Genomic DNA, 17,583 nt, shown 5'->3' on the forward strand with positions numbered 1-17,583 from the left:
TGTTGATGAAATTCAGATTGCTGCTCACTCTGTCCGCCGTTACGCTGATCTGTGTAACGACATCGAGCTGCTACGATCAATTGAACCTCGAGAATGCGTCCACTCCTCTGGCCTTCGGAATGGACCTCAACGAGGATAATCAACTCGAGCTCTATACCTCTACTCCTATATTCAGCAAGAACATCCGCAAGAAAAGCTTGGAGATAAATGCAACGATACGCACACTCCGTCAGTCCAAAGCGGTGCAGAATGCCCAATCTCCCGGCTCTACACAAGGGAGGAATTTCCAGGTTATTCTGGTCGGCAAGCGACTGCTGCAGCATGAGGGGTGGATACAGATGCTCGATGTTATATTTCGTGATGCTAGAAATACTGTAACAGACCGTGTTGTTGCAGTAGACGGCGCCTTATCGGAAATCATGTTCCTCAATCCCGAAGACCAGCCGCTGCTGCCAGTCCTGCTGCGGGGGATGATAACGACTTCCAGCGACAACGCTGAAACAGTAAGTACCACGGCGCAGGAGCTGCACCGGCAATACTTTGAGAAAGGAATTACACCAAGCATCTCCCAAGTAAAAGTCAAGGATCACAAAAGAATTCTTGTAACCGGAACAACGCTGCTTACTAGGAAGGGGAGATATGCTGCTTCCCTCGGCTATCAGGAATCCATTCTGCTTAACACTCTTCAGAAGAAAGCGAAATCCGGCGTCAGCCTGACCTATTCTATTCCCGGCAAGAGTAAGACAGGCCCATTCGATACAGATACGCTCAGCTTTACGGCTCAGAAGATCGCAACAAAGATCAAAACTTCTTATCAGCAATCCCGCTTTCAGTTCGATATTAAGCTCAAAATAGCGGCTGACTTAACCGAGGTCATGTTCCCTTACAATGTATTGCGTGATAATAAGCAATTGGAGCCCATTATTGCCGGGTTGCTGAAATCGCAGATCGAGAAGCTGCTCAAGAAATTCCAGAGGCACAACATTGATCCCGTCGGCTTCGGCCTGTATGCCCGAGCCTATCAATACCGCGAGTATAAGAAGGTTCAGGACCGCTGGGCGGAGGCGCTTTCCGATGCTGTGTTTCATGTATCCGTAGAATTCGATATTAATGCGATCGGTCCGGTCAAATAATTCCTGAAGCAGCTTCATTCCGCTAGATGATTATTTTATCCATTAACCTCTCACCCTGATGATTCATATACAGCTTCTCGAAGAACGCCGATTCTTTCCGGGACAGCTCTTGAAGCAGGGTTACGATTTTCTCAAGAAAATCAAAGCTGCTGCGGCTGCGCTTCAAATAGAGGACATACAAATTGCTGACCATGTCCCAATCTTTGATTATGTCCAGGAATGTATTCAAGTAATGGGTAAAGGGCGCGCCGAACGGGCTCATAGCCTCTAATAAATCCCGGAAGAAATAACGGCTGTACTTGGAGCTGACGATATGCTTCTCATACTCTATAATGGCAGCGGGCTGCGCTTCACCCTTCGAAAGAGATGCCAGATCCTCCAGAAGCTGCGCCACCGCCGAGCGGCCAAAATAGTAGGAGATTCCATGATCCTCGATAACCCGGCCCGACACATACTCATAGGTCACCGTCTGGAAAGCTTTGAACATAAGGCTCTTCATCTCTTCGTCGGTCACCTTGCGGTATAGCTCAAGCTCGTAATAACCGTACACGGATAAATGATGAATACCGGGATAGTCACTAAGCTCCGGGACAAACCGGTCCCCTTCCCAAAACTCCTTGAAATGATGCAGCGCAAGCGAGCCCTGATAATGATTGGGGATTGGATCGTAGACAAGCACCTCTTGCCCGGATACGCCATATAAGCTGAGCCAATGCTCAGTCAGGCCAAGATAGGGATGCGGATACACATTCAAATTTTTGTATTCATTGGAATACGGCAGCTGGTACATCGAGCCGCATACAAGCATCAGCATTCCGGTGGTAATATTGTGCTTCAGCAGTTCCATGCCTTGCTCGAAGGATGCCGCTTCCTTCTTCTCCTGGCCGATGCCAAGCTGGGTTAGACTGCCCTTGTAGCCCAGTCTTCGGCCATCCCAAATATTCACCACTGTTGACAGCAGATCTTCCGATCGCGAATAGGTCGGCAAGCTCAGCAGGCTCAAGGCGGGAATTGCCCTCACATCCAATTGAAGTCCAGATAGCTCGTACAGCCGACTATAATGAGGAAACAAACAAGGAATGTATTCCTTCACATTCATGCCCGGTTGAAAATGTTTGATTCTAAGCATCCGTTTCTCCTCTCCTGATTCTTCTCTCTATACTGGTGCGGGTGCTGGTGCTGATGTGCAAATCCCCGTCGCCTTGCAGGTAACTGACAGGGTCAATTCTATGAACCTGAATTCCCTCCTTTCGGATGTATATGTGACAATCAGAACATTCCAACCGGGTATACATGTGACAATCCGTCACATTCCAATCGGAATACTTGATCGCATATGTAGTATACCACTTTTTGTCATGATTGTTTCTCTATAGATATTTTCGCTTTCTTCTGACATCTATTGAGCTTTGAGTCTAGCGTCATATCTCTCGAGATAAACTTTTATTGAACGCGAAGAAGCCTGGCGGCGCGAAGTGCGTAAGCATCTTCTCACCGCCAGAGGGAGCAAGGCCGCCGCATTTATGCAGATCGGCCACCTCCACTTGTTCCACAACTCATTAGCCCGTGGACGGACTGTTCGGGATATGGCCCTTCTGATTGCGATTCTCGTCCGTAGAAGCCGCCACACTGTTTTCCGCTTGTCTTGACTGCTCCTGCATAGCTACTGATTCCGCCTCAATGGCGTTTTTCTTATTGCGTGACATTCGCTACCTCCTTATATCCAGTTGCTGTAGGTAAAAGCAAGTTTAGGTTGCCCTTATTGGCTTGAATTTAACAAACAAGGATTTCCAAGCGCCCCCATGGCATCCCGATGACTCATTGTTGATCCCTGAAAATCTATAGATTCGCGATTCGCGGATTCCTTGCTTCCTCCGACTCCACTTATTGACTACTCTATGACTTGTTGCGGTTACAGTTGAAGGTGCGGGTGCGGGTGCGGGTGCGGGTGCGGGTGCGGGTGCGGGTGCGGGTAGTATCTAGTTACTCAAGTAACTTTCCATTTACTAATATTCCTGCGAATCTGCATCAATTTCTCGCATTTTTCCTCGAATCGTTAACATGCCTGCAAATCGGCATCTTTTTATAGTGCGGTTCTCGTAATTTAGAAAAATCGTCTGTAATAACTGCTCAATCGCAGGAATTCTCTTCAAAAGACCCGATTCCATCGACAAAGCCTGCTCTTTCGCAGGCTTTGGGTAACATGGCGTTGTACACTGTCACTGTCTTCAAGTGCGCTGGATTATGCTGCGTTCGAAGGTTAACTGCCCCTATTCCCGTTATAATTGTTTTTATATCGAAGTTATTTTAGTGGGCGTGGGGGGTGGGGTTAGAGTTGGGGTTGGGCGAGTCAGCCCACACTTTCCCATAAATTTCTGTATACAAAAAAAGGCTACCCCCAGAAGGGATAGCCAGCACCTCATATGTCATTCTGCGCCAATAACGGTTAGTCGCGGCTGCGCAGTTTGGACAGGAGCCGCAGGATCTCGATATACAACCATACCAGCGTCACCATTAGGCCGAATGCGCCGTACCATTCCATATATTTGGGAGCGCCGTGCTGTGCGCCGGATTCGATGAAGTCGAAGTCCAGAACGAGATTCAGTGCTGCAATGATGACAATTACGATAGAAATACCGATGCCGAGCAAGCTGTTATCGTGAAGATAAGGAACTGTAATGCCGAACATGCCAAGCACAAAGCTCAGCAGGTAGACAAGCGCAACGCCGCCTGTAGCGGCGAAGACCCCCAGCTTGAAGTTCTCCGTCGCCTTGATAATTCTCGCCTTGTATGCCACAAGCAGCGCGATAAATATACTAATGGTGATTAGTGCCGCCTGCAGTGTAATGCCCTGGTACAGCGTTTCGTAATTCGCTGAGAGCGCTCCAAGAAAAAGCCCTTCGCAAATTGCGTAAACTGGCGCCAGATAAGGTGCAGCTTTAGGCACGAAGCTGATCACCAAGGCCAGGATCAAGCCGATAATCGCGCCGCCGATGGCGTAAGGAATCACATTCTGTCCGTTGGTGTACATTGACCAGGCAGCGAATGCGCCTCCCATGAGCAATGCAAGCATGATGAATGCTTTGTTCACGGTTCCTTCAACCGTCATGGCTTCCCCGTAAGGATGATGATCACTATTCCCGAATGTGCTGTCTCTTAAAGTTGGATTGCCGCTGCGACCTATCACAAATACTCACCCCAAAATAATATTTTCTCTCGATTGTATCATATGCCGGGATATCCTTCCATAAAACCCCTAATTTTCAGCCAATTCTGAAACCCAGCCCTCACTTCACCCTACTCTCTATTCCTACTCGTCACCATCCCTGAAATGCCGTAACTTCCAATATTTTGGACGCTATCTGGTGCAGTGGAACCGTATAATCGACACAATTCAGCTCGATCGCTGATCTTGGCATCCCGTACACGATGCATGTTTCCTTCGCTTCTGCAATTGTAGAGCGTGCTCCATCCCGCTTGGCGGATTGCATGCCCTGGGCGCCATCACTCCCCATTCCGGTCATCAGAATAAAGTGCCGCTTGAGATTCTTCAGTTGGGAAATGGAGTCGAACAGGACGTCCACAGAGGGACGATGACCGTTTATAGGAGGCGTCTGATGAAGCTGAATTCTGTATTCCCGGTTCTTCTGCACGGCCGTCATATGATAATCGCCTGGGGCGATATAGACAGTACCTCCAACAACCAGCTCATTGTCGGCCGCCTCCACTACCCGGACACCGGAGAGGCCATTCAATCGGGTCGCTAATGATTTCGTAAACTTGGGCGGCATATGCTGTACGACCAGCACGGGATAAGGAAAATTGGCCGGCAGAGCAGTAATGACAGTCTCCAGCGCCTTCGGGCCGCCTGTTGAAGTGCCCAGGGCCACAATCTGAGTGAATTCCTTCGCAGCGCCAGCCTTCATGCGGTTTACTTGCAACGGGGGAGCAGCATTGACGCCTGACTGCAGGGCTCTGACGGGAATTAGCGCAGCCAGCTTGATCTTGGACACCAGCTCTGCCTTCACCTTGTACAGATCCGTTGAGATCGAGCCCGATGGCTTGGAGATGAAATCGACGGCTCCACTTTGCAAGGCCGTAATCGTCGCATGCGCCCCTTCCTGCGTCAGCGAGCTCAGCATCAGAACCGGAGTGGGACGCTGCTCCATAATTTTGCAGAGCGCCTCCAGCCCGTCCATCTCCGGCATCTCGATATCCAGCGTGACAACATCCGGCTTAAGCGCCTTGACCATACTCACAGCCTCCAGCCCATTGCACGCCGTGCCAATGACCTGCAGCCCTGCCTCATCCTCAATCAGACGTGTGATCAGCTTGCGCATAAACATCGAATCATCCACTACAAGCACCTTTATCTTGATCACATTATCTCTTCCTCTATTGTTTTCTGTAAAAGAACGTATCTACCGGCTCAAGCTCGTATCGTTGCGGTTGAAAGATTTGTTCGCTGCCGCCTATGAACAGATACCCGCCCTTTCTCAACGATTGGCTGAACTTCTCGAATAACGACTCCTTCGCTTCATCCGTAAAGTAGATTAGAACGTTCCGGCAAATAATCAGATCGAGGCCTTTCTCGTAAGAATCAGCAAGCAGATTATGCGGCTTGAACCGGACACACCGCTTGATCTCCTCCGAGATCGCATAGCGGCCGCTGACAGAGGCAAAGTACCGGTTCAAATACGGCTTGGGCACATCCCTCACAGCTTCAGCCCCATAGATGCCGGACTTCGCCTTCTCAATGACACTGTTGTCAATATCGGTGGCGAGTATGCTGATTTCCTTCGGATCCAGATAGGCAGTGAGCAAGAGCGCCAGACTGTAGGGCTCCTCACCTGTAGAGCAGGCTGCGCTCCAGCATTTGGGCCGCCTGTTTCTTGTCAAAATATCAGGGATTACGTGTTTCTCCAACACTTCCCAGCGCTGTGCATTGCGATAAAATTCCGATACATTAATCGTCATATGCTCCAGCAATTCATGCAGCAGCCGCTCATTCTTATCCAACGCATGATAGAAATCGATAAAGGTGCGAAAGCCCTTTCTTTCCTTCAGGCTGCTTAATCTGCGCTTCATTTGGTTTTCTTTGTACAACGCCAGATTAATACCTGTTCTCTTCTTAAACAGCAGCGTGAACTGGTTGAAGTCCTGATCCAATGTCATGGGGATGCTCATAGTGCCGACCTCCGGCCAACATGATTGATAATGCCGGACACCTCTAGTATTAAGGCGACTTTGCCGTCTCCCAATATTGTGGATCCTGCGATGCAATCGACTTTCCCTACATAGCTGCCCAGCGTCTTGATCACAATCTCCTGATTCCCCATAAGCGCATCCACAGCCAAAGCCAGCCTTTTCTCTGCGGAACCTACGATGACGAGCTGGATGTGGCTCTTCGATTGCTCCGATCTGGGGATGTTGAAATGGTCATGGAGCCAAATGATCGGAATCACCTGGCTGCGCAGCAGGATGACGGATTGCCCCCGGACGGTCTGTATGTCATGATAGGGGATTCTGACGATCTCCGTAATATTGCTCATGGGGATAATATAGGTCTGTTCATGCAGCTTCACCAGCAGGCCGATAATAATCGCAAGCGTCAGCGGAAGCTTGATCTTGAACCGTGTTCCCTGCCCCAAGACAGTGTCAATATCGATCAGTCCGTTCAGCTTCTCGATGTGGCTTCTGACGATGTCCATCCCTACGCCGCGCCCCGATACATCGCTCACGACGCTGGCTGTTGAGAAGCCAGGCCGGAAGATCAGCTCGATTGCATCCCGATCACTTATCAGCCCCGCTTCCTCGGAGGTCAAGAGCCCCTTCGCCAAGGCCGACTGTCTCATTCTGGCGGGATCGATGCCCGCACCGTCGTCCTCCACATAGATAACGACTCCATTATCTTCATGCGCTGCCCTTATTTGCAGCGTACCCTTGCGGGATTTGCCAGCCTGCATTCTCTGCTCAGGTTTTTCGATGCCATGGTCTACCGCATTCCGAATCAGATGTATGAGCGGGTCGGCAATTTCTTCAATCAAGGTCCGGTCAAGCTCCGTGTCCTTGCCCTCGATAACAAGCTCAAGCTCCTTGCCCAGATCTCGTGTCAAATCCCGGATCATGCGGGGAAAGCGGTTAAAGAGTTGCTCGATCGGCAGCATTCTTGCTTTCATCACACTTTCTTGCAAATCGCTTATAATCCGGGAAAGGTGATCGGAGATCTGTCCCAGCTCATTCACCGAGTCATCGGACAATCGGCTTCTCTGCGTCCGTTCCACTTGATGAATTCGGGTATGGTCGATAACGAGCTCGCCCACCAGATTCATGAGATGATCCAGACGCTCCACGCTGACGCGAATGGTCTGTGATTTGGCAGGTTTCACCGGCGGTTGATCCTCATTGACCACCTTCTCCTGAACGACAGCCCCACGGCTAATCGTATCGGGATCGTTCCTAAGAGGCTCCACGGCAACAGCCGCTACTTCCGTCAAGGAAGCGACCATCTCCCGCAGCTCCTCCCGGCTTTGGTGGCCAGTGTATAGAAAGGCAACTGCAAGCGGCACATCCTCCCGCTCCGCCAGGCTCTCCATATCCGGCTCTGACAGCAGAACCTCACCATGACCGCACAGGCTGGAGTGAATCACATAGAGCCGCGCCCCTCTAATGACACATTCGCTGGACAGCGTCAAATGAATCCAATAAACGCCAGCACCGCTGTCATGCGCTTCCTGTATTTTCATCATTGTATCTGATCCAAGCTCCGGACTACAGAAAGCCTCCTGTTCTTCGCAAGCAGGAGAAGCAGCTCCGGCTGCCTGGGAAGAAGCGGCGAAGGATTGCAGCTCTGCCACGCATCCGGATATATCTGTGACTGAATCATCGCTGCGAACGATATCTTTTTTCAGCTCCTTCAGACAGTCCAGCGATTTGAAAAGAAGATCGATCAGCGCACTGGATACAGCCAGCGCATTGCGTCTCACCTGATCAAGCAGATGCTCCATCTCATGGGTTAATTGCTTCATTTCCTCATAGCCCATCGCTGCGGAGGAGCCCTTCAAGGTGTGGGCGGCACGGAACAAGCTTTGCACAACCCGCTCCGTCTCATCCTCCTGCTCCAACTGCAGAATAACATCATCCATCAGCTGCAGCTGCTCTTCCAGCTCTTCCAGAAACACCTCTCTATACTCTGACAGCATCGGTCGATTCACTCCTGTTCGCGAAGCAAGACTTCATCCAGCTTTAATATGCCGACAAGACCGCTGTCGGTAATGCCGATTCCTGCGAAGTAGTTGCCGTCGATGCCCAAGGCACGCTCCGGAGGCGGCTGAATATCCGGATAGGTTGCAACCTTGTTCACCCGATCCACAATGATGCCTACTGTATCCTCCTGATGGTGAACGACGATAATTCGGGTCGTCCGGGTATAGTCTTTGTCCGGCAGCTGGCATAGTCTCCGCAGACTAATAACCGGCACAATCTTGCCCCTGAGATTGATGACCCCCTTCACATAGGGTGTCACGTTAGGAATTTCTGTTATGTCCTGTATTTTAATAATTTCGTGAATATCCTGAATCCGAATGGCGTATTGCTCCCTTTCAATCGCAAACTCAATGTACTGCTCCTGTCCGGCTGCCTGCACGATCTCCACCCCTGCCTCTCTTCGTAGCCGCCGCAAGTGGCGGCCCGCCAGCTTCCACGCATCCTGCTAGCGAATTTTGAATATGGATACGGAGTTGTTCAATTCCTCTGCGAGCTGGGCCAGGGATTGGGCGGTTGATGCCGTTTCCTCGCTGCTCGCCGCAGCCTCTTCCGTAGCTGCAGATATGCTTTCTATCGAGCTCATCACCTCAGAGGATTGGGCGGCTTGCTCTTCGCTCGCAGCAGCAATTTCCGTAACCTTGTAGGCGGTTTCGTTAACCATTGAGATGATATGCTCAAAGGCTTCGCCCGTTCGCTGCGAGGCGCTCACACCTTCTGCAACCGCCTTCACACTTTGTCCCGTATTGTCCTGCATGCCTTTAATGATATTCGTAATTTGCTTCGTTGCCTCACTGCTTCGCTCAGCCAACTTTCTCACTTCGTCCGCAACTACCGCGAACCCGCGGCCCTGATCTCCGGCGCGTGCCGCCTCGATTGCTGCATTCAGCGCAAGCAGATTCGTCTGCTCCGCAATATCATCAATCACTTCGATAATCTCGCCGATCTTGTTGGAGTCCTCTTCAAGCCGTGACATCTGCTCATTGACACGTGTCATCCCATCGATAGAGACACGAACCACCTTGCCCCCATCCTGAGCGATGCTCATCGTCTTGTTGGACAGCTCCGATGCTTGCTCCGCGCTGCGTGCCACTGAATTAATGGCAAGCGACAGCTCCCTGAACAGCTCATTCATCGTTTGAGCAGCGTTAGCCTGGCTCATGCTTCCGCTGGCAATCTCCTCCGTACTGGCCGAGATCTGCTGGGATGCCGCTGAGACACTCTCTGCGGAAGCCAAAATTTCACCTACGGTTTCTCTAAGCTTGAAGACCATATCATTAACGGAAGCTGCCAATACGCCAATCTCATCCTTGCTATTAATATCCGAGATTTCGCTCAAATCTCCGTCCGCGACCTTGCCCACCAGCCGTACGACCCGATTCAGCGGGCGCGCTATAATTTGGGAGATCAGATAGCCGAAGCCGATACTGAGAATGAGCGCAGCGATGATGATTGCTACTGTAATGTAACGCGAGGAGGTGTACAGCTCATCCGAATCTCCGCGTGCATGCTCGGCCAATTGGGTATTGAGCTCAATCAGCTTCTCCAGAATGGCTTCCAGCTTATCGCCTGTCTCATCCATACCGCCTGTCAGCAGAAATTCCGTAAATTGCTCGGAGCCTAAGTTCGCACTATTCTTATCAAGCGCTTCGTTCAACATGATTCTGTACTCTTCCCATAAAGGAGCGAATTGCTGAAGCTGATCCTCCTCCTCCCTGGTTAAGAAGGACTGGCTGTATGTATCTATACTGGTTTCGATTTCTTTGGCAAAGCCCAGAATCTTGTCCTTATAGGCATTATTCTCCGCGGCTGTTCTTGCCATCGTGTTCATATCCCGGAGCTCTACGTTAATCCGCTGATACAGAATTTCCACATCCCCAAGCTTGCTGATAGGGACTAGATTGATCTCGTACATATCCACGATAGATTTGTTCATGCTGCCCAGATTGCTCAGGCCCAGGAACCCAATAAAGCCCATTATGATAGCTGTTATCACAAATGCGATCGTCAATTTCATAACCGTCTTCAAATTATAAAACCATTTCATTGTCCAGCACCTCGTTGTCTATTATGGTTTGATTATCATTTCGTACCGCCAAATTCCCGTTAGCTCTGTCCCTAATAACCTCCTTGCCGTGTCTGGAATGTTACAAGTGATGTAATACTTAAGAACTAGATTCATCATAAACCCGCGGCACATTCCGGTAACCGAAAATATTTTGCGTGGCCGCGCAAAACTTCTTCGTGCTCCCGCGGGATGCCGCATAACAAAAATCCCGCATCACAGCAGACTGTGACCGGGATCCGGTTATAGGGCTATTCGAAGGATAGGGTACTACACTTAATCCGCCAGAAAACCTAGCTGCTTCGCTTTGATCGCCGCTTCGATTCTTGATTTCACCTTCAGCTTGTGGAACAGGGCTGTCAAACAATATTCCAGTGAGCGCTGGCTCATAAGAACCCGCTCCGCAATATCTTTATTGCTCCTTCCCTTGGCTATTTCTTGCAAAATCTCATACTCCTTATTGCTTATCGCAACTGCACCCTGCTGTCCTGTGGCAGCATCCGCCTGCAGTGTCGTTCTTCTTAATTGCTTCACCAAGGAGAGCGGCAGCATAACTTCTCCCCGCAGGGCACAGCGGATCGTATTCACAAGCTGCTCGCTGGTTGTCGTCTTGAGAATAAAGCCGCTAATGCCCGCTTCTATCATCAGATTGAAGTGATTGCTGAATTCGAAGCCCGTGTAGATTAATATTGTTGAATGCGGCGTAATGCCCAGAACTTGCTTGGCCAGATCAATCCCATTGATATCGCCAATATGAAGGTCGAACAGCATAATATCGAAGGACTGTGCTCGAACCTGCTCAAGCGCCTTGCTGGCGGAATTCGCCAGCGAAACCTTCATGTCCCCCTCCAGCTCAAGGATCATTCTCGTCCCTTCCATTACTAATGGATGGTCGTCTACCAGTAGAATATGAATCATGCTGTCTACACCTCGCTGTTTAATATGTCCTGGCTAATCACCAATGGGAATGCCTATGTAGATGGCCATTCCGCCGTTCTCAGGCGATCGGAACTCTATGGTTCCGTTCAAGCTGCGCACCCGCTCTTTCATGCCATAGATGCCCATGCTATTGAAGGAGTCTTCTGTCGCCTCAAGCTTCATGCCCACCCCGTTATCTCTATAGTGCAGTTGCACACCGCAAGAGCTGCTGGACAATCCGATATGAACTTCCGTTGCGCTGGAATGCTTCGCAGCATTGGCGAGCATCTCCTGCACAATGCGGTAAAGACCGATCAACTGGTCATCATTCAAGGCATGCTCGATATAAGCAGGATGGAAGCGAATGCTGTAGTTGGTGCGCAGCTGCGTGAACTCGAACAGGGCATGCAGAGAGGACACAAGCCCTGCTTCCTTGAGCATTGGCGGCCGCAGCTCGTTGCAGGTGATCCGAATTTGATAGATGACATCCAGCAGTCCCTGTGCAATTTGCTCAAGCTGCTCCTGTACCTCCTCAGGTAGAGCGCTGCTTAGCCTCAAATGCTCAAGCTTGCGGTACCAAACAATCTGCTCTTGCAGTGCGGAGTCATGCAGATCCTGGGAAAGTGATTTTCTCTCATTCTCAGACAGCGTGAACAGCAGTCTCAGGAGCCAGGTTGGCGCAATTTGCTGGCCGACTGTCCCCTCCAGCTCCTTCGTCAAATCTTCTATCAACAGAAAATTGTCAAGCAGAACGCTGGCATAACGGGCGATCGTCTCCAGCCATACTCGTATTGAGGTAATTCTCAATGCCGCAGGCTTCTCATCGATACAGAGCAGCTTGCTCCTCCCCTTCATCTCTCCAATCTTCAGATAGTAGCCATCCTCCGTCTCATTCAGCTCACATAGCTTGATCTGGCTTGAATCCAGCTCCATGATCTTGACATGATCCGTTCCGAGCACGTCCCGGACTTCCTTCACAAGCCGCCGCTCCAAGTGGCTGACCTTCATCACACCAAATAGATCATGGGAGAAACGGTCCAGGCTCGTCTGCAGGCGAAAATGCCGGTCCTCGCTCTCTCTGATGCTCTGCTCCGTCCGCTGCCGATCCTCGTCCGCCCGCTTGCGCTCCCTAATATCGCGAAATAGAGTAATGCCTGCATTGTCCCCTTTATAGGGTATGGTGCTGGCGATCACTTCCACATCGATCAGAGTGCCGTCCGCCTGAACAATCTGCTGCTCGACAAGGGAAGAGACGCAATGCCGGGCATAAATGTGCTGCAGCCGCTGCTTCACTTCCTCCGCAAAGTCCGGATGAATCCAGTCGAATATCGATTCTCCCGCCAATTCGCTCAAGCCGGACACTCCGAATAGTGCAAGACCGGCAAGATTGGCATAGACAAATTTATAATCTTTGTGAAGAACAATGGCTTCAGGAGACAGCTCAATGAGACGCCTATTCAGCTCCTCGCCTTCCAGCAAAGCCCGCTCCGCCTGTTTGCGAACCGTAATATCTTCGAACATAAGCTGAATGGAGGCAGATTGGGAGTCATAGATGGAGATCATCGAAATGTCAATGACACGGCCATCAGCCCGAATGATCTTATACTCGCCAGGAGGAGAATAACCGTTCAACAGCGTATTCTCCATTCGTTCCAGCGCAAATTCACGATCATGGGGATGCACCCAGTCCATGATGTTTGTCCGGTATGAATCTCCTTCGAACGATACGCCCAGCATCTTTTCTCCGGCAGGATTAAGAAACGTAATTTCTCCATCCTTATAGATCGCGATTGCCACGGGTGACAGCTCCACCAATCGGCGGCACTGCGCTTCACGATCGGCAAAAGCTGCTTCGACTTGCTTATGAGCCGTCACATCTCTGGCGATAACAAAAGTGCCTTCTATACGATTGTTCACATAGATCGGGACATTCTCCATCGACCATTGAAACGATTTGCCGTTCTGGTGGCGTGAGGATACCTCATAATGCCGGGAATGTCCTTGTATCGCCAGATTGAAATGGTGTGTTAATTTGTGCAGATTGTCCCCGCCGAACACCTCTTCAAACGGGAAATTAAGATCCGCCTCATACAGCCGTTCGCCCGTAATCTTCTCGGCAGCCGGATTGATCGCGCGTATACCGCCCTCCAGATCCAATTCACAAATAATATCCGAATTATAATGGAACAGCGATTTGTATTTCTGCTCACTTCGGTGCAGCTGTGCTTCCATTTCTTTTGTCGCTGTTGTATCGACCATCATGCCATCCAGCTGAATGACCTGCCCGCACTCGTCCACTATCGGCATTATTCTCGCCTGAATCCACCGAACCTCACCACTCGCATGATAGATCCGGTACTCGCTTGTCGCCGGAATTCCTTGTCCGATCTTCATTGCCCATGCTTTATAGAGAGGCAGATCCTCCCGATGAACGATATTGCTCCAATTGGAGAGGTTAACAAGCTGTTCCGGCGGATAGCCCGTAATACCCGTTACAGCCTCTGAAACATATAGAAATTGCCCATTAAGGACATCAATTGACCAAATCGCTGCCTCAATTGTATGCAGCATATTCTCGAACCACTTCAGTTTCCGCTCTGCTTGTTCCAGTGCATTCCTGACCTCGTTCAACACTAAGCTGTCCTGTGCACGCATGCTGCCTGTCTCCCTGCTTGTTAAGGTTATACTTGGTTGTTATTGGAATAGCAGCAATGGGGGCGATCGGCGCCCTAATTTCTATATCGTTGCATTCAGGGTTATTTTGTATAGTGCATGGTATGAAAAGACGGTTCTGATCAAGCCAAAGAGTCCTGTCAACGGGTGAACCAATGATTATCCTTCGACCGGAACGGGTAACGTAATCTAGACGACTTCAAGGAGGGATTATGATGGCAGGAAACCATGCTACGGAGCAAAGACCTAAGAAGCTGCCTCCGCAGGAGCAGGAAGGCACAGGGCTGGAGAGCAAGATGCACCCCCAGCCCGAGATTGAGTCGCCGACATACCGCGCCGCGGGCAAGCTGACTGGCAGAACCGCCCTGATTACTGGAGGAGACAGCGGGATCGGGCATGCCGCCGCCGTCGCCTTCGCCAAGGAGGGCGCAGACGTCGCAATTGTCTATCTTGAGCAGGATGAAGATGCGAATAAAGTGAAGAAGCGTGTAGAGGAACTGGGGCGCAAGTGTTTGCTGATCAGAGGCGATATCGGTGATGAAGCGTTCAGCCAATCCGCCGTGGAGCAAACCGTCAAGGAGCTTGGCAAGCTCGACATTCTCGTCAACAACGCCGCCGAGCAGCATCCCCAGCAAAGCATCGAGGACATTACGGCCGAACAGCTGGAGAAGACGTTCCGCACGAACATCTTCGCCATGTTCTACCTGACCAAGGCTGCCATGAAGCACCTGAAGAAGGGCGCATCGATCATTAACACCGCATCCATTACCGCTTATGAAGGCAATCCGACGCTGATCGACTATTCCTCCACCAAAGGAGCAATCGTTTCGTTCACGCGTGCGCTTGCCAACAACCTGGCAAGTCAGGGAATCCGCGTCAATGCTGTGGCGCCCGGTCCGATCTGGACGCCGCTCATTCCTTCGACCTTCCCGGCAGAGCGAGTCGCCAAGTTCGGCACAGACACCCCGCTTGGCCGTCCCGGCCAGCCATCGGAGCTGGCTCCCGCCTATGTCTATCTGGCGAGCGACGATTCCTCCTACGTATCCGGGCAGACGATTCATATTAACGGCGGCACCGTCGTTAACGGCTGACCGCCAAGGCGCGCTGAGTCGCAGAGTGAATACAGCAATAAAAAAGCATCCGCCACCGTCTGTTTACGGAGCTGGATGCTTTTTTATTGGGGCGAATACCCGTCAACCCGGCTTCAAATGTGCATCAGTGACTGAGGGCAACAGATCCGGGTAGTAGAGTGAGAGGAAGCCTGCGAAAGAGCAGGAATTTCGGCTAAAAGAAGTCATTGAGGGCAGAATGCCTGCGATTAGGCAGGAATAAATGGCGGATTGGGCTGCTAGCGATAAAACATGGCGAAAAGCCTGCGCTTTGGCAGGCATTCGGTCTTCAGCAGGCCGAAAACAGAAAAAGCATGCCTATTCGCAGGAATGTTCGCCGCCGCGCCGATGGAATGACTTCAGAGTTCCCCTCCACGCAGTGGGACTGTACAGGTTCCCCCCACTTACTGCACCCTGCGCAGTTCTCGGCATGCGTGAGGTCGGCGCATGAAGGAAGGCAACTCGTAAATCCGAGTAAGTCAAATACAAAAAAACCTTCATAACCACTATAAACGTGGAGTTGAAGGTTCTTTTGGACCCTATTACATACAGAGTGGGCGCTGATATTTCCAAAAATGACTTTCGGGACAGCCCCTTGAGTCTTGGTCTGTATTACTCTATATTGCCGGAGCCGGCGCACCGTACTCGGCCCACTGCTCTTTCGTCGGGCCGTAAAGATCCGGCACACGAAGCCCGGCCTGACGCATCAGTACCGTCATTTGACCGCGATGATGAATCTCATGCTTTACGAGGATATCCAGCGTCAAGCCGTTCGGCCATTGATCGCCGTACATATCGCTCATGATGAGCAGATTCTCATCCTTCCAACTGGACTGTACAGCATCAAGGAGAGCTTCCGAGGTCCGCTTATAGGCCGCCGCAATATCCGCTGCCGAAGCTGGCACCGGCACGTCTTCGCCCGGTCCTTCGAAAGACAATCCAGTCCGCGATGGCATTTCGTGCACCGTCTGTACAAGGTGCCATGCAAGCCGTCCCAGCGTTCGATGATCGCTCGTTATCTGTTGGCCAAGTGAATCGTCTGTGAGCGCCTCCATCGTGCGCAGCGTTGCTGCCGTTTCATGCCGCCAGGCTGCGGCAAAATCCTCGATGTGTTTAAACATATTTAACATCTCCCTTTTGTGATGGAATAGCACCATTATATCATTATTTGTTTTCAATATTTGTAAGTGTGTAGTAACGCACCCTCTAACCCATTCTCCACAATGCCCTAATTGACAGAAACTGTTGACCTGCTAGTAGTTGGTTCATCCTGGTACATAAAAAGCCCATATTCCGTCATAACAGAGGAATGGCCCAATTGACGAAGCATAGCTGAAAGATTACCTCGGTGGTATGTGCCATGATTCACAACTTGAATAATAAATTCTGAATATCTGGTGTTCAAAATTCCAGCGTAGGGATTGTCCAAGACAACCTCTCTCTCAAGATCCACATGCTCGCTAATACATGCCTTGAATCTCACGGACAAATCGTCATACATAGCCTCCAGCTCCTCAAGGCTTCTAGCTTCTGCATCCGCCTCGATTTGAGAAGAAGCTTCCATAGCTTCATTCATACTTTTACCCATCAGGATGTCGAGCCAACCGCAATCAACCTTGTATATATGTGCCATGACCTTTGACACCGAAGAAAATACGCTTTGCACTTCTTGTTTGTATAGGTGACGCGGGAGCTCCTTTAATCGGTTAAAGATTATTTTATTTGCCCATACATGATAGTCGTACAATCTCAAACTATGATTTGTCATTTCAATCACCTCCGGTTCTTGTAGCTTGCTTATGTATTCATCATACAATTCTAACCCTGACAACTGTATGTCAGGGTTGGAATAATGATTTTCGGCTTTTTAATTCTTGCATCACTCCTGGCAGACAGAGAAGAAACCTGCATACGTTGCAGGAATTTTGGTTAGAAGGAGCCTTAAGTGGTAGAACACCTGCGAAAGCGCAGGTATACGAGGACGAATTGACCTATTGAGGGAAAATAGAGTGAAATAACCGCGCTTTGGCGCCTTGGCAGGTATTTCATCTTCAACAGATCGGAACGAGAAAAAAGTTGCAGTTTGGCAGGCATTTATCAGTTTCGATGCTACATTAGCTGGACGCCCCAGCCAAACAAACGAATTGTTAGAAGTATTCTTGGAACCCGTTTAACGATTATGGTCGACCGACCGCCGTCATGCAGCCAAACACCGCGCACTGGGAGCTGCGCGCAGTGCGAAATGCCTGCGTTCGTGACAAGCATTCTTCTATGATACGGTAGCATCGTACCGCGTCGCAGTACCATACCTCACGTATTTTCCAGCGAGTGGAGTGGTGTTGTCTTGCATGGTGTTGGCGGTTGGCTGCAGCAGAGAAGGAATGCCTGCGTAAGAGCAGGAATACAGCAGCAGAATGGGCCG

At 50.5% G+C, this 17,583-nt stretch carries 14 protein-coding genes; 2 read left to right on the forward strand and 12 right to left on the reverse strand.

What is annotated here, in order from left to right:
• Positions 1-5: 5 nt before the first annotated feature.
• The gene (locus K0T92_RS05970; RefSeq protein WP_219871508.1) at positions 6-1,133 is read left to right on the forward strand and encodes a Ger(x)C family spore germination protein; all 1,128 of its coding nucleotides are present in this window, start codon (positions 6-8) and stop codon (positions 1,131-1,133) included.
• A 22-nt stretch (positions 1,134-1,155) separates the two neighbouring features.
• On the opposite strand, the gene K0T92_RS05975 is transcribed toward K0T92_RS05970, so the two are convergent.
• The 10 genes from K0T92_RS05975 to K0T92_RS06020 all read right to left on the reverse strand — a co-directional run bounded on the left by K0T92_RS05975 (position 1,156) and on the right by K0T92_RS06020 (position 14,034).
• Positions 1,156-2,262, reverse strand: a complete 1,107-nt coding sequence (locus K0T92_RS05975) for a hypothetical protein (RefSeq protein WP_219871509.1) — start codon at positions 2,260-2,262, stop codon at positions 1,156-1,158.
• A gap of 430 nt (positions 2,263-2,692) precedes the next feature.
• The gene (locus tag K0T92_RS05980) at positions 2,693-2,839 is read right to left on the reverse strand and encodes a hypothetical protein (protein WP_219871510.1); all 147 of its coding nucleotides are present in this window, start codon (positions 2,837-2,839) and stop codon (positions 2,693-2,695) included.
• A gap of 740 nt (positions 2,840-3,579) precedes the next feature.
• The gene (locus tag K0T92_RS05985) at positions 3,580-4,320 is read right to left on the reverse strand and encodes a Bax inhibitor-1/YccA family protein (protein WP_219871511.1); all 741 of its coding nucleotides are present in this window, start codon (positions 4,318-4,320) and stop codon (positions 3,580-3,582) included.
• Between the two features lie 130 nt (positions 4,321-4,450).
• Positions 4,451-5,515 (reverse strand): protein-glutamate methylesterase/protein-glutamine glutaminase, encoded by a 1,065-nt coding sequence (locus tag K0T92_RS05990; protein WP_219871512.1) that lies wholly within the window; start codon positions 5,513-5,515, stop codon positions 4,451-4,453.
• 13 nt (positions 5,516-5,528) lie between these two features.
• A complete protein-coding gene (locus tag K0T92_RS05995) occupies positions 5,529-6,320 on the reverse strand; it encodes a CheR family methyltransferase (RefSeq protein ID WP_246627903.1) in 792 nt (263 codons plus the stop codon).
• Positions 6,317-8,335 (reverse strand): chemotaxis protein CheA, encoded by a 2,019-nt coding sequence (locus tag K0T92_RS06000; RefSeq protein WP_219871513.1) that lies wholly within the window; start codon positions 8,333-8,335, stop codon positions 6,317-6,319. The genes K0T92_RS05995 and K0T92_RS06000 overlap by 4 nt, the downstream gene beginning before the upstream one ends.
• 8 nt (positions 8,336-8,343) lie before the next feature.
• Positions 8,344-8,787: a chemotaxis protein CheW gene (locus K0T92_RS06005; RefSeq protein WP_343223634.1), complete on the reverse strand. Its 444-nt coding sequence runs from the start codon at positions 8,785-8,787 to the stop codon at positions 8,344-8,346.
• Between the two features lie 57 nt (positions 8,788-8,844).
• Positions 8,845-10,443: a methyl-accepting chemotaxis protein gene (locus tag K0T92_RS06010; protein WP_219871514.1), complete on the reverse strand. Its 1,599-nt coding sequence runs from the start codon at positions 10,441-10,443 to the stop codon at positions 8,845-8,847.
• Between the two features lie 294 nt (positions 10,444-10,737).
• The gene (locus K0T92_RS06015) at positions 10,738-11,379 is read right to left on the reverse strand and encodes a response regulator transcription factor (protein ID WP_219871515.1); all 642 of its coding nucleotides are present in this window, start codon (positions 11,377-11,379) and stop codon (positions 10,738-10,740) included.
• A 33-nt stretch (positions 11,380-11,412) separates the two neighbouring features.
• On the reverse strand, positions 11,413-14,034 hold the full coding sequence (locus tag K0T92_RS06020) for a PAS domain-containing sensor histidine kinase (protein ID WP_219871516.1): 2,622 nt from the start codon (positions 14,032-14,034) through the stop codon (positions 11,413-11,415).
• A gap of 233 nt (positions 14,035-14,267) precedes the next feature.
• Between K0T92_RS06020 and K0T92_RS06025 the strand changes: the two genes are divergently transcribed.
• Positions 14,268-15,143 (forward strand): SDR family oxidoreductase, encoded by an 876-nt coding sequence (locus K0T92_RS06025; RefSeq protein ID WP_219871587.1) that lies wholly within the window; start codon positions 14,268-14,270, stop codon positions 15,141-15,143.
• A gap of 635 nt (positions 15,144-15,778) precedes the next feature.
• Here K0T92_RS06025 and K0T92_RS06030 read toward each other — a convergent pair.
• Both K0T92_RS06030 and K0T92_RS06035 read right to left on the reverse strand, forming a co-directional pair.
• Positions 15,779-16,282 (reverse strand): DinB family protein, encoded by a 504-nt coding sequence (locus K0T92_RS06030; protein ID WP_219871517.1) that lies wholly within the window; start codon positions 16,280-16,282, stop codon positions 15,779-15,781.
• 107 nt (positions 16,283-16,389) lie between these two features.
• On the reverse strand, positions 16,390-16,929 hold the full coding sequence (locus K0T92_RS06035) for a DinB family protein (protein WP_219871518.1): 540 nt from the start codon (positions 16,927-16,929) through the stop codon (positions 16,390-16,392).
• Positions 16,930-17,583: the final 654 nt, after the last annotated feature.

The sequence above is a fragment of the Paenibacillus oenotherae genome, from assembly GCF_019443105.1.
Taxonomy (GTDB): domain Bacteria; phylum Bacillota; class Bacilli; order Paenibacillales; family Paenibacillaceae; genus Paenibacillus_Z; species Paenibacillus_Z oenotherae.